This window comes from Photobacterium sp. R1 (assembly GCF_054600795.1).
This window is the reverse complement of the sequence record NZ_BAAHZP010000656.1, coordinates 1-262: the sequence shown is the minus strand read 5'-3', so window position 1 is coordinate 262 and position 262 is coordinate 1. Positions and strand designations below refer to the sequence as shown.

At 49.6% G+C, this 262-nt stretch carries 1 protein-coding gene; it reads left to right on the top strand.

What is annotated here, in order from left to right; genetic code table 11:
• Window positions 1-262, top strand: a 262-nt coding sequence (locus tag ACYP03_RS26695) for a gamma-glutamyl-gamma-aminobutyrate hydrolase family protein (RefSeq protein ID WP_459782764.1), incomplete at both ends; no start/stop codon positions are given.

Below are 262 nucleotides of genomic sequence, written 5' to 3'. Positions count from 1 at the left end.
CAAAGAAAGATGAAGGCCGGGATGCCTTGTCATTTGCACTGATAGACACCTGTATCAAAGAGAACGTGCCTATCCTTGGTATCTGCCGCGGATTTCAAGAGATGAATGTAGCGCTTGGCGGATCACTGCACCCGAAAGTGCATGAAGTTGAAGGCTTTAACGACCACAGGGAAAGCCCGCTCAATGACATGGTCATCAAGTATTCACCGGCTCATCCGGTAAATATTTCTGACAACGGCACCTTCGCTGAGTGGTTGGCACC